Source organism: Pseudomonas sp. R3-57 (genome assembly GCF_051132065.1).
Taxonomy (GTDB): Bacteria; Pseudomonadota; Gammaproteobacteria; order Pseudomonadales; family Pseudomonadaceae; genus Aquipseudomonas.
In genome coordinates this window covers 285017-311477 of record NZ_CP071655.1, presented here as the reverse complement: position 1 = coordinate 311477, position 26461 = coordinate 285017, and the positions used below count along the sequence as shown (strand labels likewise).

Below are 26461 nucleotides of genomic sequence, written 5' to 3'. Positions count from 1 at the left end.
GGGCGGGAGACTTTTCATGGCTTATCAGTTCGATTTCTTGCCGGTGGTGGAAAACACCGACCTGCTGCTACGCGGCGCGCTGTTCACCCTTGAGCTGACCGCCATCGGCGCGGTGCTCGGGGTCGGCGTCGGAATTGTCGGCGCGCTGGTGCGGGCGTGGAATATCCGCCCGTTCGCGGCAATCTTCGGCGTCTACGTCGAGTTGATTCGCAACACGCCGTTTCTGGTGCAGTTGTTTTTCATCTTCTTCGGTTTGCCGTCGCTCGGCGTGCAGATTTCCGAGTGGCAGGCAGCCGTGCTGGCGATGGTGATCAACCTTGGCGCTTATTCGACCGAGATCATCCGCGCCGGCATTCAGGCGATTCCGCGTGGGCAACTGGAAGCGGCTGCGGCGCTGGCGATGAGTCGCTTCGAAGCGTTTCGGCATGTGGTGCTGCTGCCGGCGCTGGGCAAGGTCTGGCCGGCGCTGAGCAGCCAGATCATCATCGTCATGCTCGGCTCGGCGGTGTGTTCGCAGATCGCCACCGAAGAGCTGAGCTTCGCCGCCAACTTCATTCAGTCGCGCAACTTCCGCGCCTTTGAAACCTACGCGCTGACCACGCTGATCTACCTGTGCATGGCGCTGTTGATCCGCCAACTGCTCAACTGGATCGGCCGGCGCTATATCAGCAGGAGCCGCGCATGAGTGACTTCACCTTCTGGGACATCCTGCGCAATCTGCTCACCGGCCTGCAATGGACGCTGGCGCTGTCACTGGTGGCATTCATTGGCGGCGGCATCGTCGGGTTGCTGATCCTGATCATGCGCATCTCGAAAAACTCGTTGCCAAGCAGTATCGCCCGCACCTGGATCGAGCTTTTTCAGGGCACGCCACTGTTGATGCAGCTGTTTCTGGTGTTTTTCGGCGTGGCGCTGGCCGGGGTCGAAATCTCGCCGTGGATGGCCGCCGCGATTGCCCTGACATTGTTCACCAGTGCCTATCTGGCGGAGATCTGGCGCGGTTGCGTCGAGTCGATCCCCAACGGCCAATGGGAGGCCTCGGCGAGCCTGGCCCTCAATCCGCTGGAGCAATTGCGTTACGTGATCCTGCCGCAGGCGCTGCGCATCGCCGTGGCGCCAACCGTGGGCTTTTCGGTGCAGGTGGTCAAAGGCACCGCGGTGACTTCGATCATCGGCTTCACCGAGCTGACCAAGACCGGCGGCATGCTCGCCAATGCCACATTCGAACCGTTCATGGTCTACGGCCTCGTCGCTCTCGGCTATTTCCTCCTCTGCTACCCCTTGTCGCTCAGTGCGCGCTATCTGGAAAGGAGACTGCATGCCTCTGCTTAGAATTTCCGCCCTGCATAAGTATTACGGCGACCATCATGTGCTCAAAGGCATCGACCTCAGCGTCGAGGAGGGCCAGGTGGTGGCGATCATCGGCCGCAGCGGCTCGGGCAAATCGACCCTGTTGCGCACGCTCAATGGGCTGGAGTCGATCAACGACGGAGTGATCGAAGTCGACGGCGAATACCTCGACGCCGCCCGCGCCGACCTGCGCAGCCTGCGGCAGAAAGTCGGCATGGTGTTTCAGCAGTTCAACCTGTTCCCGCACCTGACCGTGGGCGAGAACGTCATGCTCGCGCCGCAAGTGGTGCAAAAAGTGCCGAAGGCCAAAGCGGCCGAACTGGCGCGGGAGATGCTCGAGCGGGTCGGTCTGGGCGAGAAATTCGATGCCTTCCCGGATCGGCTGTCCGGCGGCCAGCAGCAGCGCGTGGCGATCGCCCGGGCCTTGGCGATGTCGCCGAAGGTGTTGCTGTGCGACGAGATCACCTCGGCACTCGACCCGGAACTGGTCAACGAAGTGCTCGCCGTGGTTCGGCAACTCGCTAAAGAAGGCATGACCCTGATCATGGTCACCCACGAAATGCGCTTCGCCCGCGAAGTGGGCGACAAACTGGTGTTCATGCACCACGGCAAAGTGCATGAAGTGGGCGACCCGAAGGTGTTGTTTGCCAACCCGCAGACGGCGGAGCTGGCGAATTTCATTGGCACCGTGGAAGCGACTGCCTGAAAGATGTGTGGTGCCTTTGGGGCCTCATCGCGGGCAAGCCCGCTCCCACAGGGTTCGATGCAGGAACAGGATCGTGCGTTCAGCGCTAAAACCTGTGGGAGCGGGCTTGCCCGCGATTGACCGCGCAGCGGTCACCGACTTTCATCGGTGTATCAAGGCTTTGCGCCATGCGCGTTGGCGTCAGCGTGTGATCGTGGCACGATGGCGGGGTTATCGACCGAGACTCCCTGATCATGCCGCAATCCCAAGCCAAGAATCTGTCCCTGATCGCCGCAATCGACCTGGGCTCCAACAGCTTTCACATGGTCGTGGCCAAGGCCCAGAACGGCGAGATCCGCATTCTCGAGCGTCTCGGCGAAAAGGTGCAACTGGCCGCCGGCATCGACGATGCGCGCCAGCTCAACGAAGAATCGATGCAGCGCGGTCTCGACTGCCTCAAGCGCTTCGCCCAACTGATCAACGGCATGCCGCTGGGCGCCGTGCGCATCGTCGGCACCAACGCCCTGCGCGAAGCACGCAACCGGATCGAATTCATCCACCGCGCCGAAGAAATCCTCGGCCATCCGGTGGAAGTCATCTCCGGTCGTGAAGAAGCGCGCTTGATCTACCTGGGCGTGTCACACACCCTCGCCGATACGCCGGGCAAACGTCTGGTCGCCGACATCGGCGGCGGCAGTACCGAATTCATCATTGGTCAGCGCTTCGAGCCGCTGCTGCGCGAAAGCCTGCAGATGGGCTGCGTGAGCTTCACCCAGCGCTATTTCAAGGACGGCAAGATCACCCCGGCCCGCTACGCCCAGGCGTACACCGCGGCGCGGCTGGAGATCATGAGCATCGAGCACGCCCTGCACCGCCTGACCTGGGATGAAGCAATCGGCTCCTCGGGCACCATCCGCGCCATCGGCCTGGCGCTGAAGGCCGGCGGCCACGGCACCGGCGAAGTCAACGCCGAAGGCCTGGCCTGGCTCAAGCGCCGGCTGTTCAAGCTTGGCGATGTCGACAAGATCGATTTCGAAGGCATCAAACCCGACCGCCGCGCGATTTTCCCGGCGGGTCTGGCGATTCTCGAAGCGATCTTCGACGCCCTCGAACTGCAACGCATGGATCACTGCGAAGGCGCCCTGCGCGAAGGCGTGCTCTATGACCTGCTCGGCCGCCATCACCACGAAGACGTGCGCGAGCGCACCCTGACCTCGCTGATGGAGCGCTACCACGTCGACCTCGAACAAGCGGCGCGGGTCGAGCGCAAAGCCTTGCACGCGTTCGATCAGGTCGCGGCAGACTGGGAGCTGGACGACGGCATCTGGCGCGAGCTGCTCGGCTGGGCGGCGAAAGTCCACGAAGTCGGCCTCGATATCGCTCACTACCATTACCACAAGCACGGCGCCTACCTGATCGAGCACTCGGACCTCGCCGGGTTCTCCCGCGAAGACCAGCAAATGCTCGCGCTGCTGGTACGTGGCCACCGGCGCAATATTCCCAAGGACAAGTTCGCCGAATTCGGCGACGACGGCATCAAGCTGATTCGCCTGTGCGTGCTGCTGCGCTTTGCCATTCTGTTCCACCATATTCGCGGCACGCAGGCGATGCCGCAGGTGGTGCTGCATGCCAATGGCGATAGCCTTGAGGTGGAATTCCCGGAGAACTGGCTGGATGAAAATCAGCTGACCCAGGCGGATTTCGGGCTTGAGGCGGAGTGGCTGACGCGGGTGGGGATTGTGCTCACCGTCCACTGATACACCGCAAATCGCCCCTACAGGTGGGTGGATGACAGGTGCAAAAAAGGCGATCCGCAGGGATCGCCTTTTTATTGGGTTCGGCTTGAGAGCAGAGGTGAACCTTCCCCTCACCCCAGCCCTCTCCCGAGGGAGAGGGAGCCGATCTCAATTGGCTTCAAGGCCTGAGTTCGACTCGATGCTTCAGGTCGGCGTAGCACGAAAATCCAGCGCGGTCAGTCCCCTCTCCCTCTGGGCGGTCCGACGTTTCGGGAGGGTTAGGGTGAGGGGCTTTTGACTTGCCAAGGCCTCAACTGCTCACAGGCAAAATCGGACTCCCCAACCGCTCCAGCAACGTCGCCTGCGCACTGCGCGGGTTCTGGTTGCCGGTCGGCGTGTTGCGGATGTAGCGGCCGTCCGACTGCAGGCTCCAGCTATGGGTATTGTCGGTCAAATACAGCTCCAGCTCTTTCTTCACGCGGGTCAGCAGCTTTTTGCCTTCCACCGGGAAGCAAGTCTCGACGCGCTTGTCGAGGTTGCGCTCCATCCAGTCGGCGCTGGAGAGGAACATCTGCTCATCGCCGCCGTTGAGGAAGTAGAACACCCGCGTGTGCTCGAGGAAGCGGCCGATGATCGAGCGCACATGGATGTTGTGCGAGACCCCGGTGATGCCCGGCCGCAGGCAGCACATGCCGCGCACCACCAGATCGATGCGCACGCCCGACTGGCTGGCTTTGTACAGCGCGCGGATGATCTTCGGATCGGTCAGCGAGTTGAACTTGGCGATGATGTGCGCCGGTTTGCCGTCGAGGGCAAATTGCGTCTCGCGGGCGATCATGTCGAGCATGCCTTTCTTCAGGGTGAACGGCGCATGCAGAAGCTTTTTCATGCGCAGGGTCTTACCCATGCCGATCAACTGGCTGAACAGTTTGCCGACGTCTTCGCACAAGGCGTCGTCGGAGGTCAGCAGGCTGTAGTCGGTGTACAGACGGGCGTTGCCGGCGTGGTAGTTACCCGTGCCGAGGTGCGCGTAGCGGACGATTTCGCCAGCCTCGCGCCGCAGGATCAGCATCATCTTGGCGTGGGTCTTGAAGCCGACCACGCCGTAGATCACTACCGCACCGGCCGCTTGCAGCCGGCTGGCCAGCTGCAGGTTGGATTCTTCGTCGAACCGCGCACGCAGTTCGATCACCGCGGTGACTTCCTTGCCGTTACGCGCGGCGTCGACCAGCGCATCGACGATCTCCGAGTTGGCGCCGGAGCGGTACAGCGTCTGCCGTACGGCGAGCACATGCGGGTCTTTCGCCGCCTGACGCAGCAAATCGACCACCGGCGTGAACGACTCGAACGGGTGCAGCAGGAGGATGTCCTGCTTGCTGACCACGCTGAAAATGTTTTCGCTGTTCTGCAGCAGTTTCGGAATCTGCGGGGTGAACGGCGTGTATTGCAGCTCCGGGTGGCTGTCGAGACCGGTGATGCTGAACAGCCGCGTCAGGTTGACCGGGCCATTGACCTGATACAACTCGGTCTCGCTCAGGTTGAACTGCTTGAGCAGGTAGTCCGAAAGGTGTTTCGGGCAGGTGTCGGCGACTTCCAGACGCACCGCGTCGCCGTAACGCCGCGAGAACAACTCGCCGCGTAGCGCGCGGGCCAGGTCTTCGACGTCTTCGGAGTCGAGCGCCAGGTCGGCGTTTCGGGTCAGGCGGAACTGGTAGCAGCCTTTTACCTTCATGCCCTGGAACAGGTCATCGGCGTGGGCGTGGATCATCGACGACAGGAACACGTAGTTGTCGCCAGCGCCGCCGACTTCTTCCGGCACCTTGATGATCCGTGGCAGCAGGCGCGGCGCCGGGATGATCGCCAGACCGGAGTCGCGACCGAAGGCGTCGATACCTTCGAGCTCGACGATGAAGTTCAAGCTCTTGTTCACCAGCAACGGGAACGGGTGCGTCGGATCGAGGCCGATCGGGGTGATGATCGGCGCGATCTCGTCGCGGAAGTAACGGCGCACCCAGGTTTTGAGCTTGGTGGTCCAGTTACGCCGACGGATGAAGCGCACCTGATGCTTTTCCAGCTCCGGCAGCAGGATGTCGTTGAGGATCGCGTACTGGCGGTCAACATGACCGTGAACCAGTTCGCTGATTCGCGCCAGCGCCTGATGCGGCTGCAGGCCATCGGCGCCGGCCTGTTCACGGGCGAAGGTGATCTGTTTTTTCAGCCCGGCAACGCGGATTTCGAAGAATTCGTCGAGGTTGCTGGAGAAGATCAGCAGGAACTTCAGCCGCTCCAGCAACGGGTAGGACTCGTCCAGCGCCTGTTCCAGCACGCGGATGTTGAATTGCAGTTGCGAGAGCTCGCGGTGGATGTACAGGCTGCTGTCATCCAGACCGGGAATGGCGATCGCCGGCACCGCCACGGCGGGTTCGGCGGCCGGCGCGGGTGGCGCAGGCTCGAGTTCCGGCGGGGTCTCGGTAATCTGCTCGACCACTGGCTGAGCTTCTTTTACGGCAACTTCAGTGAGTCCTTCGGTATTCATCGCATGTTCCTGGGAGGGCTATTTCTGCTCTCGTAACAATTGAGCGGCACGAACGGCAAAGTAAGTCAGGATGCCATCTGCACCGGCACGTTTAAAGGCGGTCAGTGATTCGAGAATCACCGCTTCGCTCAACCAGCCATTCTGAATTGCGGCCATGTGCATGGCGTACTCGCCACTGACCTGATAGACGAAGGTCGGCACCTTGAAGGCATCTTTTACCCGCAAAAGAATGTCCAGGTACGGCATGCCCGGCTTGACCATGACCATGTCCGCGCCTTCGGCCAGGTCCGCACCGACTTCGTGCAGCGCTTCGTCGCTGTTGGCCGGGTCCATCTGGTAGGACGCCTTGTTGGCTTTGCCCAGGTTGCTGGCCGACCCGACCGCATCGCGGAACGGGCCGTAATAGGCGCTGGCGTACTTGGCCGAGTAGGCCATGATCCGCACATTGACGTGGCCGGCGATTTCCAGCGCTTCACGAATGGCCTGGATGCGACCGTCCATCATGTCCGACGGCGCGACAACTTGCGCACCCGCTTCCGCGTGGGACAACGCCTGGCGGACCAATGCATCAACGGTGATGTCGTTCTGCACGTAGCCGTCTTCGTCGAGGATGCCGTCCTGGCCGTGCGTGGTGAACGGATCCAGCGCCACGTCGGTGATGACGCCCAACTCCGGAAAACGCTGACGCAGCGCGCGGGTCGCGCGTTGGGCAATGCCTTGCGGATTCCAGGCTTCGGCAGCATCGAGGGATTTCAGTTCCGGTGGGGTGACGGGGAACAGTGCCAGCGCCGGAATCCCCAGTTCGACCCACATGGCCGCTTCTTCGAGCAGCAAGTCGATCGTCAGCCGTTCCACACCCGGCATCGACGCCACCGCTTCGCGGCGGTTTTCGCCGTCGAGCACGAACACCGGCAGGATCAGGTCGTCGACCGTCAGCACATTTTCCCGCACCAGCCGACGCGAAAAATCATCACGGCGGTTGCGACGCAGACGGGTGGCAGGGAACAGGCGATTGGCGGGGGTAAAGCTCACGGCGGACTCCTGAGCCCGGGCAAACGGGCGAGCGTGACAGTTATAGACGGCCATTATGACCAACAGATGACAGTTATGTGTGCCCCGTGTCACGTAGCCGCATTCCATTGTCAGCGTAGGAAATGTTCACGTCGAGACACATTTGGACACTTTCATGAATGTGTCCGAAGGGTTAGGCTGCGCGTTCATTTCGCCAGCACCCAGACAATGCTCCAACAATTTCTGCACGACTTTGGCTACTTTGCCTTGTTTCTCGGCACGTTCTTCGAAGGCGAAACCATCCTGGTGCTCGCAGGCTTCCTCGCGTTCCGCGGATACATGGACATCAACCTGGTGGTGGTCGTGGCCTTCTGCGGCAGTTATGCCGGCGATCAACTGTGGTACTTCCTTGGTCGCAAGCACGGGCGCAAATTGCTCGCACGCAAACCACGCTGGCAGCTGATGGGCGACCGTGCGCTGGAGCATATCCGCAAGCATCCGGATATCTGGGTCCTGAGTTTCCGCTTTGTCTATGGTCTGCGCACCGTGATGCCGGTGGCGATCGGTCTGTCAGGTTATCCGCCAGGACGTTATCTGTTGCTCAACGGCATTGGCGCGGCGATCTGGGCCACGGCACTGGCAGCGGCCGCGTATCATTTCGGTGCGGTGCTCGAAGGCATGCTCGGCAGCATCAAGAAATACGAGCTGTGGGTGCTTGGCGCCTTGCTCATTCTAGGCCTCGGGCTGTGGCTGCGCCGACGCTTCAAGAACGCGCGCCTGGCCAAACAGATTTATCAGGACGAGCAACTGGCCAAAGCCGCCGAGGCCGAACAGTTGCGCAACGCCGAGGCCTCCAGCCCCGCCGAACCCAAGACCCCGACCGAGTAAAGCGCCGCACGCTCTCATGCCTGCGGCCGTGCCCGGTGCGCCGGGTATTCTCGCGCCACTGTTTCCCCTCCCGGCACGCTTGCGTCGCCCGCAAAAAATGAACACCCCGCCGCCGTTGCGATCCATGAAGAGAGGGTTCTGTGCCCGATACTGCCGCCCGTTGCGCCTATGGCAACGCGCGACGATTTAGTGGACATTGAGTGCCATGAATCTGGAGAGAAACCCATGAGCAAAAAAGTTGCAGTGATCCTGTCCGGCAGTGGCGTGTACGACGGTGCCGAGATCCAGGAAAGCGTGATTACCCTGCTGCGCCTCGATCAGCGCGGCGCGCAGGTGCAGTGCTTCGCGCCGAACATCGCGCAATTGCATGTGATCAATCACCTGACCGGCGAGGAAATGCCCGAGTCGCGCAATGTGCTGGTGGAATCGGCGCGCATTGCCCGTGGCAACGTCAAGGACATCCGCGACGCCGACGTCGAGGAGTTCGACGCGCTGATCGTGCCGGGCGGCTTCGGTGCGGCGAAAAACCTCTCGAACTTCGCCATCGAAGGCGCTGGTTGCAGCGTTCAGCCTGAAGTACTGGCGCTGGCCGAGGCGTTTGCCGAAGCGGGCAAACCGGTCGGCCTGATCTGCATTTCCCCGGCGCTGGCAGCGAAAATCTACGGCCCCGGCGTGACCTGCACCATCGGCAACGATGCCGACACCGCCGCGGCCATGAGCAAAATGGGCGCGACCCACGAAGAGTGCGCAGTGACCGAGATCGTCGAAGACAAGGCGCGCAAACTCGTCACCACCCCGGCCTACATGCTGGCGCAGACCATCAGTGAAGCGGCGTCGGGCATCAACAAACTGGTCGACCGCGTGCTCGAACTGACCCACGAAAACGACGCCTGATCCGCTCTTTCACCTGATCGTTCCCACGCTCCGCGTGGGAATGCATTCAGGGACGCTCCGCGTTCCGGCCTCACCACAGATGTATGACCAAGAACAGCGGACGCAGTGCGTCCAAGGCTGCATTCCCACGCAGAGCGTGGGAACGATCATCAACCGGCGGTGCGTGTCAGTCGGGTGAGAATCCGGTCCAGCGCATTGGCAAACGCCTGCTTCTCGCGCTCGCCGAACGGCGCCGGGCCACCACTGACCTGCCCCTGTTCACGCAAATCGGTGAACAGGTTGCGCACCGCCAGACGCTCGCCCATGTTCTGCGCATCGAACTCCTTGCCGCGCGGATCCAGCGCTGCCACGCCTTTCTTCATCAAGCGGTCGGCCAGCGGGATATCGCTGCAGATCACCAGCTCACCAGGCACCGCGTGCTCGACCAGATAATCATCCGCCGCATCCGGCCCGCTCGGCACCACAGTCAGTTTGACGATCGCCAGCCCCGGCTTCGTCTGCGGTTGCCCAGCCACCAGCACCACTTCGAACTGGCGCTTGAGGGCGAACTTCACCACCAGATCCTTCGCCGCCCGCGGGCAGGCGTCGGCATCAATCCAGACACGCATTTTCTTTCTCCAAAAACAAACAGGCTCGCTCCCCACAGGATACGCACCGACCCCGTGGGAGCGAGCCTGCTCGCGAAGTGAGCGCCAGCGAATGCCTTTAAGCCGTTATCCGGCGCTTCTCCGCCACCCAACTACGCCCATACAGCACCACAATCGCCAGAATCGCCACCGCCTGCGCCGCCAACGAATAGGCATCGGCATGGATACCCAGCCAGTCGAATTCAAAGAACGCCACTGGCCGCGTGCCGAAGATCCCGGCCTCTTGCAGCGCTTTCACGCCATGCCCGGCAAACACCACCGACAACGCGCACAACAGTGCCGCATTGATGCTGAAGAACAACGTCAGCGGCAATTTCGCCGAGCCGCGCAGGATCACCCACGCCAGACCGACCAGCAGCACCAGCGCCGTCGCCCCGCCCGCCAACACCGCGTTGTGCCCGGCAGGTCCGGCCTGCAACCACAGGGTTTCATAGAACAGGATCACTTCGAACAGCTCGCGATACACCGAGAAGAACGCGAGGATTGCGAAGCCGAAACGCCCGCCACCGCCAACCAGACTGCTCTTGATGTAGTCCTGCCAGGCGGCCGCATGCCGGCGATCGTGCATCCACACGCCGAGCCACAACACCATGACACTGGCGAATAGCGCTGTCGCGCCTTCGAGCAATTCACGCTGCGAACCGCTGACATCGATCACATACGCCGCCAGCGCCCAGGTGCCCAGGCCGGCCAGCAATGCCAGCCCCCAGCCGACGTTGACGCTGCGCACCGCCGATTGCTGCCCGGTGTTACGCAGGAACGCGAGGATGGCCGCCAGCACCAGAATCGCTTCCAGGCCTTCGCGCAGCAGAATCAGCAGCCCGGAGATGTAGCTGAGCGACCAGCTCAGGCCATCGCTGCCCAACAGACCGGCCGACTCCTTGAGTTTGCCCTTGGCCGCGTCCAGACGTTGCTCGGCCTGCTCGACCGGCAGACCGTCCTGCAAGGATTGCCGATACGCCATCAGCGACTTTTCGGTGTCCTTGCGCACGTTGGCGTCGACGTTATCCAGCGAACTTTCGACCAGCTCGAAGCCTTCCAGATACGCCGCGACCGACAGGTCGTACGCCTGATCGTGCTCACCGGCGCGGTAGGCCGCCAGACTCTTGTCCAGCGTCGCCGCAGTGTAGTCGAGCAACTGCGCCGGGCCACGCTTGACCTGCGGCGGTTGTGCCCGTTGCGCACGGAACGTCGCCGCAGCTTGCGGACCTTCGGCGGCCTGCACTTCGGCCGGAGTCTGGCGGGCCAGATCGGCAATGTTGTAGGTCTTGTCGGCTTTCGCCGCCGTGGCGTCGGCACTGAAACCGGCGATGTAGGTCGCCAGATCCCAGCGCTGCCGATCGTCGAGCTGATCGGCAAACGCCGGCATGTCAGTGCCTTCGACACCTTGGCCGAGAGTGTTGTAGATGGCGTAAAGGCTCAGATGATCGATCCGCGCCGCATCGCGCAGATTCGCCGGCGCCGGGGACATGCCGAGCGCGGCCGGACCGTCACCGGCACCGCTGTCGCCGTGGCAAACCGAGCAGTTCTGCGTATACAACGGTGCGCCACGGGTTGGGTCGGGGGTGATGATCGGGGCCTGACTGACTTCGTACGTCACCGCCAGTTGCGCGCCCAATTGCCGCGCCTGCCGCGCCACCTCGGCACCGTCCTGCCTGGCGCTGATCGCAGCGTGCAAAGCGCTGACACCCTGTTCCAGTGCAGCTTTTTCCGGTTTGGCCGGCATGCCGGCAATCAACCCTTGCAGCGCCTGGGTAAATTCCAGTTGCTCGCGGTATTCGGCGTCGTCGACGACCTTTCCCGCCTCGACCGTTGGCGGATAATCCGCGCTGATGTAATCGAGCAGGTGCAACGCCTGCGGGGCGCCTTCCACGGTATCAGCCAGCAGCGGCAGGCTGCTCAGGGCAAACAACGGGAACAGCAGCCAGGCCAGCAATCGGGACGAGGCAGTCATGAATGAATCTCAAATGGAAATGCGAAGTTACATATTGTTCACTTCGCAGACGTTTCACTCAAGCTTTGTCGATATCGGCAGGGAGTGTTTGCAACCACCAAGCACTATGCCACCATCGGCACCCGCAACGGGCAGCCGCCCGCTACCCTCAAGGAAGACCTGTTCCATGCGCCACTGTCTGCTGTTTTCGCTGCTACTGACCGCCGCTGTGCAACTGGTCGGCTGCGGGGCTTATCGCAACTACGATCTGGAGCTGGAGCAGACGACCGAGCAATTGAAGCAGGGCAATGTTGACGGCTCCCTTGCCCTGATCGAGGCGCACAACACCGACGAGCAAAAAGACTTGCTCTATTACTTCGAGAAGGGCGCGGTGTTGAGTGCGGGCGGCGCATTGCCACAGAGTCAGGCCGCCTGGCGCAGTGCCGAGCAAATGGTCATTGAGCGTCAGGACACCATTGAAACCACCGGCGACAAGCTGTTGGCAGCGATGGGCAAGGAATGGGGCGGCATCATCAATGACAAGCTGCGTCGCTATGACGGTTACGACTATGAAAAGGTCATGCTGACCACACAGATGGCCCTGAACCAGTTGGCCGTGAATGACTTCGACGGTGCCCGCGCCGATATCAAGAAAACCCACGAAGGCGAAGCGTTGATCGCCCGACAGCGCGAGCTGGAATACGAACGCGTCGAAGATGTAGCGAAAAAACAGGGCGCTCGCGTGCACTACAAGGATCTGCAGGGGTATCCGGTGGTGATGCTCGACGCGCCGGCGGTGATCGCCCTGAAGAACGGTTACCAGAGCGCCTTCAGTCATTACCTTGCTGGCTTTACCTATGAAGCGCTGGGAGAAAAGGATCTCGCTGCACCCGGCTATCGTCAGGCCATCGAACTGCGCCCGGATCTGCCGTTTTTTCAACAGGCGCTGCGCGACCTCGACAGCCCCGGCCTCAAGGCCGGCGAGAGCGATGTGCTGATCATCGTGCAAAGCGGCCTCGCGCCGGCGCGCAGCTCGCTGCGTGTGCCTTATCCGGTCAAACTGGAAGATGGACAGGTCATTGTCGCCAACATCTCGTTTCCGGTCATGGTGCCCGACACCTCAACGCCGTCGCTGGCCGAGATCAGCATCGATGGCCGGCAAAAGAAGCTGACCATGGTCAACAGCATCACCGACATGTCTCTGCGCACCTTGCGCGACGACATGCCCGGCATCATCCAGCGCACCACCTACCGAGCCTTCCTCGCTGCTGACGTGCAAGGCCGGGATAACCGCCGCGACCCGAGCAAAGCGTCGTATGTGACCCATTGGGACGGGTTCGAACACGCCGACACGCGCACCTGGCGGACACTGCCCAATCTGACCCAGGTGGTGCGCCTGCGCCTGAAACAAGGTGAGCACTCACTCACCTTGCCTAATGCCGTCGGCAGCGCGCCGCTGAAAATCCGTATCGATCAGAATCGTCAGGTCGTCACCGTGCGCGCGCTCGGCGCCAGAGTGTTTGCCAACGGCAGCGCCTTCCAACCCTCGCGCGCAGCGGCGCAAAGCGCAGTGGCGGACTCGACGCGATAGTGGCATCGATGCATAAAGCAGCATCAAAAAGGCATTACATAGCCATCACACCACGCTTATAATGCCGCGCCCTCGCCTCGCGAGCCGGCATCAAAGCTCCTCCTGCAAGAGGAATTGGCAGGAGGCCAGGGCCCCTGTCGATCGGTCACATCAGCCCGACCAGCACCCGCGGCTGCAGTTATCGCTACTCAGGGAAGAAGTACCCATGGCATTCCGCGCTCCCACTCTGCTCGCGCTCAGCGCCGTCACGCTGCTGTCCGGCTGCTCGGCCTTTCGCAATTACGACTCCGAACTGGCCCAGACCAACCAGCAACTGGCCTCCGGCAACGTTGACGCCGCACTGACCCTGCTGGAAAAGAACAACAGCAGCCCGGACAAAGACCTGCTCTATTACTTCGAGAAAGGTGAATTGCTGCGCGCCAAGGGGGATCTGTCCGGCAGCCAGAATGCCTGGACCAGCGCTGATCAAGTGGTCGGTCAGTGGGAAGACGCAGTCAAGCTCGACAGCGCAAAGTACCTCGCCCAGTTCGGCAGTTTCCTGGTCAACGACAAAGTCCGTCGCTACGAAGGCTACGACTACGAGAAGGTCATGCTGACCACACAAATGGCCCTGAACCTGCTTGCGGTCAACGACTTCGACGGCGCGCGCACCGCGATCAAGCGCACTCACGAGCGTGAGGCGGTGATCGCCGAGCTGCGCGACAAGGAATATCTCAAGAGCGAAGAAGAGGCCGAAAAAGAAGGGATCAAGACCCAGTACAAGGATCTGCAGGGTTACCCCGTCGCCAGCCTCGACGCCCCGGAAGTGGTGGGCCTGAAAAACAGCTACCAGAGTGCATTCAGCCACTACCTCGCCGGCTTCGTTTACGAAGCGCTGGGCGAGAAGGATCTGGCGGCACCGGGTTATCGCAAAGCCGCCGAGTTGCGCCCCAACACACCGCTGCTGGAGCAGGCCCTGGTCAATCTCGACAAGCCGAGCAAATCCGACGACAGCGACATCCTGATTGTGGTGCAAAGCGGTCTGGCCCCAGCCCGCGACTCGATCCGCGTGCCGCTGCCATTGCCGATCTCCAACAACGTGGTGATCACCCCGCTGTCGTTCCCGATCATCAAACCGGACACCTCCACCGCGCCGTTTGCGCAGATTGGCGTCGACGGCCAGCAAGTCGACCTGACCGCGCTCAACAGCACCACCGCCATGTCGCGCCGTGCGCTGCGTGACGATATGCCGGGGATCATCGTACGCACCACCGTGCGGGCGATCACCAAAGGCGTGGCACAAAAACAGATCAACGAAACCAACCCGCTGGCTGGCTTGGCCGTGGGTATTTCTTCAGCGGTGCTCGAAGGTGCCGATACCCGTACATGGCGTACGCTGCCAGACAACACTCAGGTGGTGCGCCTGCGCTTGAAGAAGGGCGAACATCAGGTCACGCTGCCGAGCGCCGTGGGTGGTTCGGTGGTCAAGGTCAACGTTGACCAGCGTTACCAGGTGATCAGCCTGCGCGCCGTGGGCAATCAGGTGTTCGCCGGTGGCCTCGCTGCCCACGTCGTCCCGAATGCCGCTGCGACCAGCGTCGCCAGCCTCAAACAACCTTAAGAACGGAGTCTTTGCATGCGTTTCAAACTCATCGCCGTCGCCGCCCTCGCCCTGCTGGCGAGCGGCTGCGCCACCCCGCCACCGCCAGAGCCGGGCAGCGCCGCGAGCAAAGTCGTGGCCATGGGCCCGCAGAAACATATCGTCGTCGGTGCCATGCGCGTCGCCCGCGAAAACGGCTTCATGACGGTCAACGTGCAGTTGAGCAACACCCTCAACAGCAACAACATTTTCTACTACCGCTTCGCCTGGCTTGGCGCGGAAGGTTTCCCGGTGGCCGAAGAAGAAGTCTGGAAAAGCCAGATGATGTACGGCGCCCAGACCAGCTTCATTCAGGCCATCGCCCCGACGCCGAAAGCGATGGACTTCCGTCTGGAAATCAAAACGCCTTAAGCCTGTCACCCTATTCCTGATTCAGAGATCACTCCCATGTTTGCACGCTTTTCCTGCATCGCTGTCATCGCCCTGCTGGCCTCCGGTTGCGCCAACACCTCGCCGACCCTGGGCAGCAAGAACATCAGCTACGGCGACACCAAAGCGGTGGAAACCGTGACCAACGAATTCGGTTCGACCGACCTGCAAATGATCGCCGAGTCGATGACCCGCTCGCTGGCTCAGTCCGGCATTCTGCAGGGCCGTCCCGTGGTTCAGGTCTACGATGTGAAGAACAAGACCAGCGAGTACATCGATACCCGCGAAATCACCACCAGCATCAAGACCCAGCTGATGAAGACCGGCGTTGCGCGTTTCGCCAGCGACAACAATGCGATGCAGAGCCAGGTTGACCAGCTCAAGCTGCAGAACCAGAGCGGTCTGTACAAAAAGAGCACCGTGGCCAAGACGGGCAACATGATCGCCGCCAAGTACCGCATCGAAGGTTCGATCAGCTCGATCGTCAAGCGCAGCAGCGATTACAAGGACGTCTTCTACAAATTCAGCCTGCAACTGATCGACGTCGAAAGCGGTCTGGCCGAGTGGATGGACGAAAAAGAGATCCGCAAAACCACGGAGCGTTAAGCAATGCGCGCATGGATTGGCATGATGGCCCTGGCTTGCGCGTTCAGCGTGCAAGCGGCCCCGAAAGTCGCGGTGACGGATCTGGCGTACCAGGAACGCGTGGAGCAATACATCCACATCGTTTCGGCACAGAGCAATCACCGCGAGGGTTACTACAGCTCCAGCGGTTCTTCGAGCTACAACGAGATCGAAGCGACCACCAGCTACATCGAGCAGGGCGAGCTGCGTAAATTCACCGGCGACATCAAGGGTGAGATCCTGCGTACCGGCATGTTCCAGCTGGTGCAGGGCACGCCGTACACCGCCTCGTCCAAGGGCGATGTGTACGACGTGATCAAACGCATCAAGGCCGGCAACTTCAAGGGCGCCGACTACGTGCTGTTCGGCACCGTGTCGGATATCGATTTCACCCAGGACATCAACGAGCTGGCGCACACCGACAGCTATTCGGCGGTACTGGGCCTGACGCTGGTGGCGGATTTCAGCCTGATCAACACCAAGACCTTCGAGATCACTTCGGCCTTCACGGCGATGGGCGAAGCGCAGGACACCAAACTGGTGAACCACCGCGACATCAAGATCTCGCTGAACCGCCCACGGGTGGTGCGTGACGTGTCGAAGGCGCTGGGCGAAGACGTGGCCGGACAGCTGAGCATGCAGCTCGGTGGTGACGGCTACGAGCAGCCGCGCGAGGCACCACAGCGCAACAATCTGCCCCGCGACACTGCGCCGGTGATTCTGCGCTGACTGATCGTTCCCACGCTCAGCGTGGGAATGCATCTCGGGACGCTCTGCGTCCCACTATGTCAGTCAACAGAAAACAAAAAAGGCGACCCGCTCGGGTCGCCTTTTTTTGTGCCTGCGCGGTTTACACCGCCGCTTTGCGCAACGTCGCCATAAACGCTGCCGCACCGATGAACAGCCCGGCAAACGTGCGGTTCATGCGCCGTTGCTGCTTCGGCGTGCGCAGCAAACGCAGCACCTTCGATGCCAGCCCGGTGTAGCCCGCCATGACGATCAGATCGACGCAAATCATCGTCACCCCGATCACCAGATACTGAATCAACAACGGCGCATGCGGGTTGATGAACTGCGGCAGCACCGCGAGCATGAACACCAGTGCCTTGGGATTGCTGATGTTCACCAGAAACCCGCGGAATATCAGCGCCAGCGGCTTGCCGATCGGCCGCACCGCCGCGTCATCGCTCATGTCCATGGGCAGTGCGCGCCATTGCTTGATCGCCAGATAAACCAGATAGGCTACGCCGAACCATTTGATCGCATGGAACGCCGTGGCAGAAGCCGTGAGGATCGCGCCGACCCCGGCGCCGACAATCGCAATCTGTACCGCCAGACCGATCTGCAGGCCGAGGGCGTTCCAGTACCCACGCCAGAAACCGTATTGCAGACCGCTGGACATCGACGCGATGGCGCCGGCGCCCGGCGACAGGCTGATCACCCAGCAAGCGGCGAAAAACGCCAGCCATGTTTGAAGCTCCATCGCACACCTCGACTCGTGCTCGTGACAAAGGCATAAGCTAATGCGGGTTCGGGTGGATGACTACCAGTTTTTTGCTAAATATTGCGGGAAGCTGAAGGCCCTTTCGCGAGCAGGCTCGCTCCCACAGGGAAATGCATTCCAATGTGGGAGCGAGCCTGCTCCGGGCGGCGTTCCGACGAAGGCGTCGGAACAGACGACGTAGAAATTACTTCTCAAACCCGCTGGAAGGAAACACATCCGTCCCGCGCCAGCGCCGCACTGAACGCTGGAAGAACAGGCTGTTGGGCACCTGCACCATGGCGCTGCCGGTGCCGAGTTCTTCCGCCTCGATCAACGTGGTGTAGAGCAGATTGATCGCCACCACCCGACCTTTGACGCCCGGTTTGTCAGTGGTGTCGACCAGCTCGACGACATCGCCCAAGCGGAACGGCCCGACAGTAAAGATCAGAATGGCGCAGAGCAGGTTGGACAACACGCTCCACATGGCAAAGAACGCCACCGCCGCCACCGCGACGAATCCAGAGAGAGCGGTCCACAGCACCGTCGCTGAAACCCCGAGCCGTTCCAGCACGAAGATCACCGCGCTGCCCATGATCAGCCAGCGCAATACACCGCGCAGCGGCATCAGCAGTTGTGGCGGGAATGGGTACCGCTCACCCAGACGGGTCAGTCCCCTGGCGACTACGCGCTGGGTCAGGTAACCGGCGAGCAGGATCAACAGAATCTGCACGCCGAGCCAGATCGGCTCGATCCACATGGCCGGCAGCGGCAGCTTGAACGCTTCCATCAGGACAGCGCCTCCAGCTCCGCCTGCATGCTTTCCAGGGTCTCCAGCGCTTCCATCCAGGCTTCTTCAAGCTCGGCTTCGCGAACCTTCAACCTGGCCTGCTCGGCGAGCAGATCGCGCAGCTCGTTCTTGCGCGCCGGCTCGTAGATGTCGCTGTCGCCGAGGCTGGCATCGACCTTGGCGAGTTTTTCATGCAGCTTGCCCAGCTCGGCCTCGAGCTTGTCGGCCTCACGCTTGTGCGGCGCCAGTTGCTGACGCAGCGCCGCAGCCGCTTGACGCTGGGCCTTCTTGTCAGTCTTGTCCGGGTTGACCGGGGTGTTGCTCACCGGCGCGTTGCGTTGGCGATACTCGACCAGCCAGCGCGCATAATCTTCGAGATCGCCATCGAACTCTTCGACCTTGCCATCAGCGACCAGGTAGAAATTGTCGGTGGTGCTCTTGAGCAAATGCCGATCGTGAGACACCACCAGTACCGCGCCGCTGAATTCCTGCAGGGCCATGGTCAGCGCCAGGCGCATTTCCAGATCGAGGTGGTTGGTCGGTTCGTCGAGCAGCAGCAGGTTCGGCCGTTCCCAGGCAATCAGTGCCAGAGCCAGACGGGCCTTTTCACCACCGGAGAAATTCAGCACCGGCTCATCGATCCGCGCGCCGCGGAAGTCGAAACCACCGAGAAAATCACGCAAGGTCTGTTCGCGCTCGGTCGGTGCCAGACGCTGCAAGTGCAGCAACGGGCTGGCCTTGGCATCGAGCGAGTCGAGCTGATGCTGAGCGAAGTAGCCGACCACGGTGTTTTCGCCACGGGTGAGGCGCCCGGCCAGCGGCTCGAGTTCGCCGGCGAGGTTCTTGATCAGGGTCGATTTACCCGCGCCGTTCGGCCCCAGCAGACCAATCCGTGCGCCCGGGGTCAGTTGCAGCTTGACCTTCTCCAGGATGGTTTTGTCGCCGTAGCCCAGACGCGCATCGGAAAGATCGATCAGCGGGCTGGAGATCTTGGTCGATTCGCGGAAAACGAAATCGAACGGCGAATCGACGTGCGCCGCCGACAGTTCTTCCATCCGCTCAAGGGCCTTGATCCGGCTCTGCGCCTGACGAGCCTTGGTCGCTTGTGCCTTGAAGCGGGCGATGTAGCTTTCCATGTGCGCACGCTGCGCCTGCTGCTTCTCGTAGGCCTGTTGCTGCTGGGCCAGACGCTCGGCACGGGCACGCTCGAACGCGGTGTAGCCGCCACGATAGAGGGTCAGCTTGCGCTGGTCGACGTGGGCCACGTGATCGACCACTTCATCGAGGAAGTCGCGGTCGTGGGAAATCAGCAGCAAGGTGCCCGGATAGCTTTTCAGCCAGTCCTCAAGCCAGATGATCGCATCGAGATCCAGGTGGTTGGTCGGTTCGTCGAGCAGCAGCAGGTCCGATGGGCACATCAGGGCCTGCGCCAGGTTCAGACGCATCCGCCAGCCACCGGAGAAATCGCCGACCTGACGATCCATCTGCTCGTTGCTGAAACCGAGACCGGCGAGCAGTTTGCGCGCTCGCGCATCGGCGGTGTAGCCATCGGCGCTGTCGAGCTCGGCGTGCAGACGCGCCAGCGCGGTGCCGTCATGGGCCTCCTCGGCGGCGGCGAGCTCGCGCTGCACTTCGCGCAGGCGCAGGTCGCCGTCGAGCACATAGTCGACCGCCAGGCGCTCGAGGGTATCGACCTCCTGGCGCATGTGCGCGATGCGCCAGTCGGCCGGCAGCAGACAATCGCCCGAATCCGGATGCAACTCGCCGCGCAGCAAGGCAAACAGGCTGGATTTGCCGGCGCCGTTGGCACCGATGAGGCCGGCTTTGTGGCCGGCGTGCAGAGTCAGCTCGGCGTCTTCTAGCAGACGTTGCGGGCCACGCTGTAAAGTCAGGTTCTGAAGTCGGATCATAATGGCGGCGGAGTCTACCAGCTTCGCTCACAACTGGCGCGAGTAGCACGATGTCCTCTGACCTGTGGAGCTTTGCCCTGAATGTCTACGCCCGACCGGGCGTAGAAGATGCCTGCCTGCAGTTGCAAACAGCGGGCGCCAATGTCTGCCTGTTGCTATGTGGGTTATGGCTGGAACAACGCGAGGTGGCTTGTAATGAGCAGCACGTGCGCCTGCTGCGCACGCTGACCGAGCCTTGGGATGCCGAGGTGGTGCAGCCGCTGCGAACACTGCGCATGCAATGGAAAACCCGGGCGGTCGACGATGCCGTACTGAAAGGTATGCGCGAGCAGATCAAGTCACTCGAGCTTGAGGCTGAGCGAGCATTGCTGTCACGGCTTGAGGGTGTAGCGCAGGCGTGGGCGCGAAACGCTGCCGGCTCGACCACCTGGCTTGAAGAACTGGCCGGCGCGGCGGCCAGCCCGAACCGCGACGCGCTGCAAGTGCTGCGCGTCGCGGCAACCGGCACTTAGGAAGCGCTGGCCGGGTTGTTGCTGACGCTCGATGCAGCGGCTGGCGATGGCGCAGTCGTAGGGATCGAGGTAGTAGCGGCAGGTGCAGCGGCGGCTGGCGTGGCCGCAGTGGCTGGCGCGGCAGGCTTGGCGGCTGGAGCGGTGGCCGGTTTCGCGGCGGCGGGCTTGGCAGCGGCGGGCTTTTTCACGGCAGGTTTTGCGGCAGGTTTTGCAACTGGTTTGACGGCTGGTTTTGCAGCAGCGGGCTTGGCGGCGGTGGCTGGTTTAGCAGCGGCGGCTGGCTTGGCTGCCGGTTTGGCGGCGGCTTTAGCTGCTGGTTTTGCTGCTGGCTTGGCGGCGGTTTTTGCAGCTGGTTTAGCCGCAGCTGATTTTGCCGCAGGCTTGGCAGCAGCGGGTTTCACCGCAGGTTTAGCGGCCGGTTTGGCAACTGCGGTTTTCGCCGGAGCGGCTTTGGTCGCGGCGGGTTTTGCAGCCGGTTTGGCGGCGGCAGTTTTAGCGGCAGGCTTGGCGGCAGCTGGTTTGGCAGCGGTGGTTTTCGCCGCCGGTTTTGCAGCGCTCGCAGCCGGTTTTTTCACCGCAGGTTTCGCCGCGGCTTTCACTGTCGGTTTGGCCGCGGCTTTCACCGGTGCCTTGGCAGCAGGTTTGGCTGCCGTTTTAGCCGCAGGTTTAACCGCTGCGGTTTTCGCTGGAGTCTTGCTGGCGACAGGTTTGGCAGCGACTTTTTTCGCCGGTACTGCGGCTGGCTTGGCAGCGCGGGTGGACAGGACTTTACCCACGGCTTCTTGCACACGACCGACACCCTGCGCCAGTTTCAGGCTTTCCTGGGCATCGCGCTTGAGCTGCAGAATGTAGCTGCGCGTCTCGGACTGACGATCCTTCAGCGCATCGAGCAGGTCTTCCAGTTCTTTCACCGCGCCCTTGGCTTTGGTCTGTGCCTTGGCTTTGCCGGCAGCTGCTGCGTCCTGCAATTTGGTGCGCGATTTGTGCAGTTTTTCCTGCGCCTTGCCGCGTTGCTTTTCCAGCTTGGCGAGCAGTTTTTCAGCATCAGCCAAGGCTTGCGAGCAAGCGTTTTCCAAATGCTCGAGCAGGCTGCCCGAGAGCTGTTGGAGTAAGTGCAACGGAGTATTTACAGGCTTCTTGGTGGCCGACATGGTTTACCTCCTGGCTGACGTGAGTGCGGCTCATACTAGACCTCTGCTGATACCGCCGCTAGGGCATCTTGACAGTATCGAAACCGTTGCGTTGCACCGAAGCGAAAATGTCTTGCACGAAAACCAAAGCAGTTCACCGTTGCAGCGCTTTGCGCTGGCATAATCCAGCGCATCTCAGGTCGGAGAGTGCCCATGTCGCGCTACGTTTTCTTAACCCTCTGCATGCTTTTTTCGGTCGCCTATGCCGACGAAAAAACCGCTGCGAACGATGCTCATGATCTGGCTTACAGCCTTGGGGCGAGTCTCGGCGAGCGTCTGCGTCAGGAGGTTCCGCAGTTGCAGATCCAAGCGCTGATCGAGGGCTTGCAACAGGCTTATCAAGGCAAGCCATTGGCGTTGAGTGAAGCGCGTATCGAGCAGATTCTGGCTGACCATGAATCGAAGAATGCCGAGCAGGCATCGCTGCATTCGAGCGACGCGGCGATGGAAAACGAACAGCGTTTTCTGACGGCTGAAAAAGCCAGACCCGGCGTGAAGGAATTGGCCGATGGCATCCTGCTGACTGAACTCGTTCCGGGTAACGGTGCGAAGGCCGGACCCGATGGAAAAGTGCAGGTGCTGTATGTCGGCAAGCTACCGGACGGCACCGTGTTCGATCAGAACAGCCAACCGCAGTGGTTCAACCTCGACAGCGTGATTGCCGGTTGGCGCACCGCATTGCAAAACATGCCAGTGGGCGCGAAGTGGCGGTTAGTGATTCCATCCGATCAGGCTTATGGCGCAGATGGCGCCGGCGACTTGATCGCGCCGTTCACGCCGCTGGTATTCGAAGTGGAATTGCGTGGTGCGACGAGCTGATCAGGCATAAAAAAAGGTGCGCTTTGGGCGCACCTTTTTTTTGCTCAGGCTTCAACCATCAGGCCTGCACAGGCTCCTCAGCCTTGTGCGCTGTATGCAGCACTTCGATCAAACAGTCTTCGAGTTCAAAGCGCTCGTGCAGCAGACCGCCGAGCTCCTTGAATTTCTCGGCGACGCATTTGCCTTCATCGCACAGGTCGTTGAACGCGAGGAGCTTCTCGGTGATGACGTCGATGCGCGGATAGATCGTATCGGCAAGTTCCAGACCGCGTTTGTCGTTGAACGCCTTGGCTTCGCCAGTCAGCTGTTCGTAGATTTCGAAGTGGCCGGCCGACACGTAATCAACCAACACACCGCAGAATTCCTGCAAAGGCTTGCGGCTCTGCGACAAGGCGTCAGGCTGCGCACCGAGCTTGTCGTAGGCGCCGATCAGTTCTTCACGCTCCTGCAACCAGCGGTCGATCAGCAGATGAACTCCACCCCAGCGTTCCTGAGCATTCTGACAACTTTCGAGCATGGCGATCTCTCTTCCCTTGTGGGTCATGCTGCTCTACACCCGCGTCCCTGTTCTGATCTGGCTTGGGGGGACGGTCGGGCAGAGCGTCATCGAGCAACACGATTCCAATGACACGTGCGGGCCAGATTATGCCCGCGCGCTTATGGCTTCAAGGTACGCAGGAGATAAAGTTCATACAAGTGTTTAATCGCGCAGCAGCAGTGCGTGCGACGCTTCGCCGCTGAGCGGGCGTTGCAGAGCGCTCCAGACCAGCCGCAACAATTGATACACCGCCAGAATCGATACCGCGACAAAGAACAGCAGACTCCATTCCGGGATGCTCAGGTCGAACAGTGTCCAGGAAATTTCTGCGCATTCGGCGCCGCCGGTAAACATCCGTTGCAGCGCGCAGATCCACGGCAGCCCCCCCATAAACGACTCGGGAGCCGCTATGCAATGGTGCAGTTGCAGCACCGGATCACTCTGAATCAGCACCTGCCGCCAAGCCGCCGTGGTGCCACCCAGAGTCGCTCCCAAGGTCAGCAGCCAGTACAACCACAGACCCACGCGCCTGGGACCGTGCACCGCCGCCACACCACTGCAAACGCACAGCAGCGTGAGAAACAGCCGCTGTACCAGGCACAGGCTGCAAGGCGTCAGGCCAACCGCGTATTCGAGATAATAGGAAGCTCCCAGAGCAAAGGCCCCCGCAATGAAAGCCATGAAGAACAAGGAGCGTGAGCAGGCCAACGACATGGCTTTTCCGTAACAGTAGAGACAGGCGGTTACGGTAGAGGAAAGCGTGTCAGCCTTTCAAGGCGAGGCCCTGCGGACAGTTCACCAGAGGTGTAGGGAAAACCCGACAGGTTCGAGAGGAATTGATGTAGCACGCTGTAGGACTTTGCCCCGCAGCCCCGCTGAAGATCGAATTTCAGCGGTAAGCGGTAGCGAGGGAGGCAACTCCCTCGCCATTTCAGACTGCCGTCGGCACCGGTAACGGTGCCGCCAGCAAGCGCTCATCCAGCAGGCCAAGGCCCTCCTGGAACAACTGATTGCTGCGCTCGGTATCACCCAATTGCGCCAGCAGACGCGCCAGCTCGGCACAGGTCTCCGGATTGCGCTGCACGCGCAGGCTGCTTTCCAGATAATCGCGCGCCTTGCCCCACAGACTGGTTTGCAAACACAGCCGACCCAAAGTCAGCAGCAGGCTCGGATCGTTCGGGTGATCCTTCAACCAGCCTTCGGCGGTCTGCAACTGACGCGCCGGATCGCTGCCGCGCACCAAACCGTAGAGGCGGGCAAGATGGCTGTCGTATTTGCGCTTGAGCGCGGTGCGCAGCACCTCTTCCGCCTCGACCTGAGCGCCCAGCTGGCGCAGCTGTTCGGCATACGCCAGCACCAGCGATGGCTCTTGCCGTTGCGCGGAGGTCAGTTGCTGCCAGGCACGGGTGAGCGATTGCAGGCCCACGCTGCCGTCTTCTTCACGCTGCGCGGCCAGCGACAGGTTTTCACCCCAGGCCCGGCGCTCAAGTTCCGCCAACTCGGCCGGCGGCAAAACCTTGTCCTTGCGCAGCTCCGGCAGCAGACGGATCACCGCCGACCATTCGCCGCGCTGCTGATACAAACGCTGCAATTGGCGCAGCGTCTGCGCATTGTGCGGATGGCGCTCGTGCATCGCTTGCAGAGTCACCAGGGCGCCGTCGGTATCGCCACGATCGGTCTGCAATTGCGCATGACTCAAGGCGATCGCCAGTTCCGCCTGCGGCTGACGCTCGAGTGCGCGCTCGAGCAGGCGATCGCATTCCTCGTAGTGCCCTTGTTCATTGGCTGCGCGTGCCGCGCCGAGGTAGTACAGCAGTGGCTGACGCTCGGCTTCGGCGGCTCGCGACAGATGCCGCTGCGCGCTGGCCCAGCGGCCTTCGGCGAGATCCAGCTGACCATGTTCGATCGCCACCTGCACGCGCCGACTGCGGTTGCGCCGTGACCACGGATTGACCACACCGCTGGAGGTCATGATCAATTCGATCAACGCCTTGATGCCCCAGACGATCAGCCACAACACGGCGATGACTGCCAGGGTTGCCCACAGGCTCGATTCATAGCGGAAGCTCTTGTAGGCCACCAGCACGTAACCGGAATGTTCGGCAATCGCCAGCCCCAGCGCCGCCGTCGCCGCGATCACCAGAAACACGATCACATACAGGCGTTTCATGGCGTGGCCTCCTGCGCGGTGTTGGCAGCAGGCTTGGCAAACGGTTTCACCGATTCTTCAGCGTTGACGTTGCGTCGCTCAAGATAGGCTTGCACCGCGCTGAGGGTGCCGGCCAGATCAGGGGTAACGACCGTCACCGGTTCCTTGCTCAACTCGCCGACCTGCTCAAGCATCACCTTGCTTTGCGGATTGTCCGGGTTGAAATTGCCCTTGAGCACATCACGCGCCTCGGCCAGCGCCTGGGTATACACCGGCGCCTCTCCGTTGAGGGCTGCCCACTGCGCCTGCTCCAGCGCCAAGCTCAGGGCCAGACGCACTTGGCTCAGGCTTTGCCCGGCGAGCAACGGCTTCACATTCTTGTCGGCATTGAAATCGATGCGGATGTAGCGCGAGACCTTGTCCCACCACTGTGCCCAGCGACTGGCGCCGTCACCGTCGGCGGTCAGGCCCAGCAGCGATTCGCCGCGATCCTTGTACTCCGGCGCCAGCTCGGTGAGATTGATCACCTGATCGCGCAGCGCGCCCAGGCGCAGGAACAACCCGGTGCGATCCGGCTGCTCGGTGCTGCGCAGCGCCACCAGGGTTTTCGCCACTTGCTCGCGCGCGGCGAACGAACCCGGATCGTTTTGCTCGCGGAGAATCTCGTCAGCGCCCTGCACCAGCGCCTGAGCGCTGCTGATGTCTTGCAGGGCTGACAGGCGCAGGCTGGCCAGACGCAGCAAATGTTCGGCTTCGGCCAGACGCCAATCCTTGCGACTAGCGCCCAGCACGGTTTCCAGACGCTGATTGAGGCGCTGCTGATCGCCCTGCAATTGCGTCACCAGACGCTGGCGTTCGGCAAGTTCATCGGCCCCCGGCAATTGCGCGAGGCGCTCGGTCAGGCGTTGCTCGTTGAGCTTCAGGCTCTGCGCCTGATCGTTTAACGCCTGCACCTGACCGGACTGTTGCTGGGTGTTGGTCTGCAGGTGGCGGACCTGCCAGACACCCCAGCCTCCGATCGCCACACCGGCGGCGCCAAGCAACAGGGCGACGATGGCCAGTCCATTGCCTCGGCGCGGCTCTGTGGCCGGCGGTGGAGTTTCAACCTGGGTATCGGTCACAGGTTGCACATCATCTTTAGGCAAGGCTGTTTCGCTCACGTATCCATCC

The 26461-nt window shown here is 61.6% G+C and carries 25 protein-coding genes; 13 read left to right on the top strand and 12 right to left on the bottom strand.

All coding sequences use genetic code 11. The features are described 5' to 3' along the window. Nucleotides 1-16: 16 nt before the first annotated feature. From J3P93_RS01395 to ppx, 4 genes are all read left to right on the top strand, one after another. Complete coding sequence (locus J3P93_RS01395) at nucleotides 17-685, top strand: amino acid ABC transporter permease (protein ID WP_090287369.1); 669 nt, start codon at nucleotides 17-19, stop codon at nucleotides 683-685. Next, nucleotides 682-1332: an amino acid ABC transporter permease gene (locus J3P93_RS01390; RefSeq protein WP_090287373.1), complete on the top strand. Its 651-nt coding sequence runs from the start codon at nucleotides 682-684 to the stop codon at nucleotides 1330-1332. Before J3P93_RS01395 ends, J3P93_RS01390 begins: the two co-directional genes overlap by 4 nt. Then, entirely contained in the window at nucleotides 1319-2056 is a 738-nt protein-coding gene (locus J3P93_RS01385) for an amino acid ABC transporter ATP-binding protein (protein WP_203419941.1), read from the top strand. Before J3P93_RS01390 ends, J3P93_RS01385 begins: the two co-directional genes overlap by 14 nt. A 233-nt stretch (nucleotides 2057-2289) precedes the next feature. After that, nucleotides 2290-3792: an exopolyphosphatase gene (ppx, locus tag J3P93_RS01380; RefSeq protein ID WP_203419942.1), complete on the top strand. Its 1503-nt coding sequence runs from the start codon at nucleotides 2290-2292 to the stop codon at nucleotides 3790-3792. 289 nt (nucleotides 3793-4081) lie between these two features. Here the strand turns inward: ppx and ppk1 are convergent, their stop codons facing one another. Continuing rightward, nucleotides 4082-6307 carry a polyphosphate kinase 1 gene (ppk1, locus tag J3P93_RS01375; RefSeq protein ID WP_434594466.1) on the bottom strand — a complete coding sequence of 742 codons (2226 nt, stop codon included), beginning with the start codon at nucleotides 6305-6307 and terminating at the stop codon, nucleotides 4082-4084. An 18-nt stretch (nucleotides 6308-6325) separates the two neighbouring features. After that, nucleotides 6326-7339, bottom strand: coding sequence for a porphobilinogen synthase (hemB, locus tag J3P93_RS01370; protein ID WP_434594465.1), 1014 nt, complete (start codon nucleotides 7337-7339; stop codon nucleotides 6326-6328). A 207-nt stretch (nucleotides 7340-7546) separates the two neighbouring features. On the opposite strand from hemB, the gene J3P93_RS01365 reads away from it, so the two are divergent. Both J3P93_RS01365 and elbB read left to right on the top strand, forming a co-directional pair. Continuing rightward, nucleotides 7547-8206 (top strand): DedA family protein, encoded by a 660-nt coding sequence (locus tag J3P93_RS01365; RefSeq protein WP_203419945.1) that lies wholly within the window; start codon nucleotides 7547-7549, stop codon nucleotides 8204-8206. A 225-nt stretch (nucleotides 8207-8431) separates the two neighbouring features. After that, on the top strand, nucleotides 8432-9100 hold the full coding sequence (elbB, locus tag J3P93_RS01360) for an isoprenoid biosynthesis glyoxalase ElbB (protein WP_090287386.1): 669 nt from the start codon (nucleotides 8432-8434) through the stop codon (nucleotides 9098-9100). 149 nt (nucleotides 9101-9249) lie between these two features. Here elbB and J3P93_RS01355 read toward each other — a convergent pair whose 3' ends face one another. Next, complete coding sequence (locus tag J3P93_RS01355) at nucleotides 9250-9708, bottom strand: YaiI/YqxD family protein (protein WP_434594464.1); 459 nt, start codon at nucleotides 9706-9708, stop codon at nucleotides 9250-9252. Nucleotides 9709-9805: 97 nt separating this feature from the next. Then, entirely contained in the window at nucleotides 9806-11701 is a 1896-nt protein-coding gene (locus tag J3P93_RS01350) for an FTR1 family protein (protein WP_434594463.1), read from the bottom strand. 166 nt (nucleotides 11702-11867) lie between these two features. On the opposite strand from J3P93_RS01350, the gene J3P93_RS01345 reads away from it, so the two are divergent. From J3P93_RS01345 to J3P93_RS01325, 5 genes are all read left to right on the top strand, one after another. Then, nucleotides 11868-13271, top strand: a complete 1404-nt coding sequence (locus tag J3P93_RS01345) for a COG3014 family protein (protein WP_434594462.1) — start codon at nucleotides 11868-11870, stop codon at nucleotides 13269-13271. Nucleotides 13272-13476: 205 nt separating this feature from the next. Further along, nucleotides 13477-14871 (top strand): COG3014 family protein, encoded by a 1395-nt coding sequence (locus J3P93_RS01340; protein WP_434594461.1) that lies wholly within the window; start codon nucleotides 13477-13479, stop codon nucleotides 14869-14871. A gap of 15 nt (nucleotides 14872-14886) precedes the next feature. Further along, complete coding sequence (locus tag J3P93_RS01335; protein ID WP_434594460.1) at nucleotides 14887-15261, top strand: YcfL family protein; 375 nt, start codon at nucleotides 14887-14889, stop codon at nucleotides 15259-15261. A 36-nt stretch (nucleotides 15262-15297) separates the two neighbouring features. Beyond that, nucleotides 15298-15885, top strand: a complete 588-nt coding sequence (gene lpoB / locus J3P93_RS01330) for a penicillin-binding protein activator LpoB (RefSeq protein ID WP_039757415.1) — start codon at nucleotides 15298-15300, stop codon at nucleotides 15883-15885. 3 nt (nucleotides 15886-15888) lie between these two features. Next, complete coding sequence (locus J3P93_RS01325) at nucleotides 15889-16632, top strand: penicillin-binding protein activator LpoB (RefSeq protein ID WP_434594459.1); 744 nt, start codon at nucleotides 15889-15891, stop codon at nucleotides 16630-16632. 121 nt (nucleotides 16633-16753) lie between these two features. Here the strand turns inward: J3P93_RS01325 and rhtB are convergent, their stop codons facing one another. The 3 genes from rhtB to J3P93_RS01310 all read right to left on the bottom strand — a co-directional run bounded on the left by rhtB (nucleotide 16754) and on the right by J3P93_RS01310 (nucleotide 20083). Beyond that, entirely contained in the window at nucleotides 16754-17386 is a 633-nt protein-coding gene (gene rhtB / locus J3P93_RS01320; RefSeq protein WP_434594458.1) for a homoserine/homoserine lactone efflux protein, read from the bottom strand. 205 nt (nucleotides 17387-17591) lie between these two features. Beyond that, entirely contained in the window at nucleotides 17592-18173 is a 582-nt protein-coding gene (locus J3P93_RS01315) for a mechanosensitive ion channel family protein (RefSeq protein ID WP_093097147.1), read from the bottom strand. Further along, entirely contained in the window at nucleotides 18173-20083 is a 1911-nt protein-coding gene (locus tag J3P93_RS01310; RefSeq protein WP_203419952.1) for an ATP-binding cassette domain-containing protein, read from the bottom strand. Before J3P93_RS01310 ends, J3P93_RS01315 begins: the two co-directional genes overlap by 1 nt. A gap of 50 nt (nucleotides 20084-20133) precedes the next feature. Between J3P93_RS01310 and J3P93_RS01305 the strand changes: the two genes are divergently transcribed. Beyond that, nucleotides 20134-20595: a TIGR02444 family protein gene (locus J3P93_RS01305; protein WP_434594456.1), complete on the top strand. Its 462-nt coding sequence runs from the start codon at nucleotides 20134-20136 to the stop codon at nucleotides 20593-20595. Here the strand turns inward: J3P93_RS01305 and J3P93_RS01300 are convergent. Then, nucleotides 20592-21746: an AlgP family protein gene (locus J3P93_RS01300; protein ID WP_434594454.1), complete on the bottom strand. Its 1155-nt coding sequence runs from the start codon at nucleotides 21744-21746 to the stop codon at nucleotides 20592-20594. The genes J3P93_RS01305 and J3P93_RS01300 overlap by 4 nt on opposite strands. A gap of 192 nt (nucleotides 21747-21938) precedes the next feature. Between J3P93_RS01300 and J3P93_RS01295 the strand changes: the two genes are divergently transcribed. Continuing rightward, on the top strand, nucleotides 21939-22604 hold the full coding sequence (locus tag J3P93_RS01295) for an FKBP-type peptidyl-prolyl cis-trans isomerase (protein ID WP_434594452.1): 666 nt from the start codon (nucleotides 21939-21941) through the stop codon (nucleotides 22602-22604). Nucleotides 22605-22662: 58 nt separating this feature from the next. On the opposite strand, the gene rsd is transcribed toward J3P93_RS01295, so the two are convergent. The 4 genes from rsd to J3P93_RS01275 all read right to left on the bottom strand — a co-directional run bounded on the left by rsd (nucleotide 22663) and on the right by J3P93_RS01275 (nucleotide 26451). Then, nucleotides 22663-23121 carry a sigma D regulator gene (gene rsd, locus J3P93_RS01290; RefSeq protein ID WP_434594450.1) on the bottom strand — a complete coding sequence of 153 codons (459 nt, stop codon included), beginning with the start codon at nucleotides 23119-23121 and terminating at the stop codon, nucleotides 22663-22665. A gap of 183 nt (nucleotides 23122-23304) precedes the next feature. Further along, a complete protein-coding gene (locus J3P93_RS01285) occupies nucleotides 23305-23856 on the bottom strand; it encodes a disulfide bond formation protein B (protein WP_434594448.1) in 552 nt (183 codons plus the stop codon). 217 nt (nucleotides 23857-24073) lie between these two features. After that, nucleotides 24074-25312 (bottom strand): heme biosynthesis protein HemY, encoded by a 1239-nt coding sequence (locus J3P93_RS01280; RefSeq protein ID WP_434594447.1) that lies wholly within the window; start codon nucleotides 25310-25312, stop codon nucleotides 24074-24076. Continuing rightward, nucleotides 25309-26451, bottom strand: coding sequence for a uroporphyrinogen-III C-methyltransferase (locus J3P93_RS01275; RefSeq protein WP_434594446.1), 1143 nt, complete (start codon nucleotides 26449-26451; stop codon nucleotides 25309-25311). The genes J3P93_RS01280 and J3P93_RS01275 overlap by 4 nt, the downstream gene beginning before the upstream one ends. Nucleotides 26452-26461 lie beyond the last annotated feature (10 nt).

What these genes read in the sequence shown, in the direction of transcription:
- J3P93_RS01395 (WP_090287369.1), top strand. Translation starts at nt 17, where the DNA reads ATGGCTTATCAGTTCGATTTCTTGCCGGTGGTGGAAAACACCGACCTG.
- J3P93_RS01390 (WP_090287373.1), top strand. Translation starts at nt 682, where the DNA reads ATGAGTGACTTCACCTTCTGGGACATCCTGCGCAATCTGCTCACCGGC.
- J3P93_RS01385 (WP_203419941.1), top strand. Translation starts at nt 1,319, where the DNA reads ATGCCTCTGCTTAGAATTTCCGCCCTGCATAAGTATTACGGCGACCAT.
- ppx (WP_203419942.1), top strand. Translation starts at nt 2,290, where the DNA reads ATGCCGCAATCCCAAGCCAAGAATCTGTCCCTGATCGCCGCAATCGAC.
- ppk1 (WP_434594466.1), bottom strand. Translation starts at nt 6,307, where the DNA reads ATGAATACCGAAGGACTCACTGAAGTTGCCGTAAAAGAAGCTCAGCCA.
- J3P93_RS01365 (WP_203419945.1), top strand. Translation starts at nt 7,547, where the DNA reads ATGCTCCAACAATTTCTGCACGACTTTGGCTACTTTGCCTTGTTTCTC.
- elbB (WP_090287386.1), top strand. Translation starts at nt 8,432, where the DNA reads ATGAGCAAAAAAGTTGCAGTGATCCTGTCCGGCAGTGGCGTGTACGAC.
- J3P93_RS01355 (WP_434594464.1), bottom strand. Translation starts at nt 9,708, where the DNA reads ATGCGTGTCTGGATTGATGCCGACGCCTGCCCGCGGGCGGCGAAGGAT.
- J3P93_RS01350 (WP_434594463.1), bottom strand. Translation starts at nt 11,701, where the DNA reads ATGACTGCCTCGTCCCGATTGCTGGCCTGGCTGCTGTTCCCGTTGTTT.
- J3P93_RS01345 (WP_434594462.1), top strand. Translation starts at nt 11,868, where the DNA reads ATGCGCCACTGTCTGCTGTTTTCGCTGCTACTGACCGCCGCTGTGCAA.
- J3P93_RS01340 (WP_434594461.1), top strand. Translation starts at nt 13,477, where the DNA reads ATGGCATTCCGCGCTCCCACTCTGCTCGCGCTCAGCGCCGTCACGCTG.
- J3P93_RS01335 (WP_434594460.1), top strand. Translation starts at nt 14,887, where the DNA reads ATGCGTTTCAAACTCATCGCCGTCGCCGCCCTCGCCCTGCTGGCGAGC.
- lpoB (WP_039757415.1), top strand. Translation starts at nt 15,298, where the DNA reads ATGTTTGCACGCTTTTCCTGCATCGCTGTCATCGCCCTGCTGGCCTCC.
- J3P93_RS01325 (WP_434594459.1), top strand. Translation starts at nt 15,889, where the DNA reads ATGCGCGCATGGATTGGCATGATGGCCCTGGCTTGCGCGTTCAGCGTG.
- rhtB (WP_434594458.1), bottom strand. Translation starts at nt 17,386, where the DNA reads ATGGAGCTTCAAACATGGCTGGCGTTTTTCGCCGCTTGCTGGGTGATC.
- J3P93_RS01315 (WP_093097147.1), bottom strand. Translation starts at nt 18,173, where the DNA reads ATGGAAGCGTTCAAGCTGCCGCTGCCGGCCATGTGGATCGAGCCGATC.
- J3P93_RS01310 (WP_203419952.1), bottom strand. Translation starts at nt 20,083, where the DNA reads ATGATCCGACTTCAGAACCTGACTTTACAGCGTGGCCCGCAACGTCTG.
- J3P93_RS01305 (WP_434594456.1), top strand. Translation starts at nt 20,134, where the DNA reads ATGTCCTCTGACCTGTGGAGCTTTGCCCTGAATGTCTACGCCCGACCG.
- J3P93_RS01300 (WP_434594454.1), bottom strand. Translation starts at nt 21,746, where the DNA reads ATGTCGGCCACCAAGAAGCCTGTAAATACTCCGTTGCACTTACTCCAA.
- J3P93_RS01295 (WP_434594452.1), top strand. Translation starts at nt 21,939, where the DNA reads ATGTCGCGCTACGTTTTCTTAACCCTCTGCATGCTTTTTTCGGTCGCC.
- rsd (WP_434594450.1), bottom strand. Translation starts at nt 23,121, where the DNA reads ATGCTCGAAAGTTGTCAGAATGCTCAGGAACGCTGGGGTGGAGTTCAT.
- J3P93_RS01285 (WP_434594448.1), bottom strand. Translation starts at nt 23,856, where the DNA reads ATGTCGTTGGCCTGCTCACGCTCCTTGTTCTTCATGGCTTTCATTGCG.
- J3P93_RS01280 (WP_434594447.1), bottom strand. Translation starts at nt 25,312, where the DNA reads ATGAAACGCCTGTATGTGATCGTGTTTCTGGTGATCGCGGCGACGGCG.